Here is a 724-nt window from a genome sequence, read left to right as displayed (position 1 = left end):
CCCATTCGGATATCCATGGATCAAAGCTTATTCGCAGCTCCCCACGGCTTTTCGCAGCGTATCACGTCCTTCTTCGCCTGTGCATGCCAAGGCATCCACCAAATGCCCTTAATTCACTTCTTCGTTCTCATTGTCTATGCTCATCCATATTTGCTTGATTTGGAATTCCTGATCCTCTTCGCATTCGCTCGAGGGGTTCCAAATCTGGCCATACTGCAACCTTTCGGTATTGGCATGGTCAACACAAAATCCGATTACCTTTTACAATCGGATCATTTCTTGATGACATCGACGTGTCGATACAGTCCTCATATGAAGGCACGCCGGTGCACTTCGAGGCCAGTATCATTAAGACCAGCTTCTCGAGATATCATCCGGTAACGCGCGGTCAGGCAACGTCAATCCAGCATCTCCGTCAGAGGAACCGAGGTTCCAACAACAAAAATGCCTCGGACAAGCTTTCCTACCTACCTCCAATCCCTCCACCAATTCCGGACGACTAATCCATCACATGGTTTCTCTGGGACTGGGCTCGGACGTTCCGGGTAAAACCCAAAACACCTGGAAGCTTCCAGACATATCTTCTCTTCACAATGCATACAGAACAGGCAGCACTCATGCGAGTGATGCAAACTTTTACTTCTTCAAAAGGATATCTTCGCCAGCCGATCAATCCGCCCATACAGGACGCTAGTCCGTCGCGCCTCGTGGCGCGCGCCGTCCG

Annotated in this window: 1 rRNA gene; it reads right to left on the bottom strand. The window is 50.3% G+C overall.

What is annotated here, in order from left to right:
* Positions 1 to 122 (bottom strand): 23S ribosomal RNA (locus G6L28_RS22720); the annotation flags it as partial.
* Positions 123 to 724: the final 602 nt, after the last annotated feature.

Source organism: Agrobacterium larrymoorei (genome assembly GCF_013322225.1).
Classification (GTDB): domain Bacteria; phylum Pseudomonadota; class Alphaproteobacteria; order Rhizobiales; family Rhizobiaceae; genus Agrobacterium; species Agrobacterium larrymoorei_A.
The sequence above is the reverse complement of the archived record's forward strand: the minus strand, read 5'-3'. Positions and strand labels throughout refer to the sequence as shown.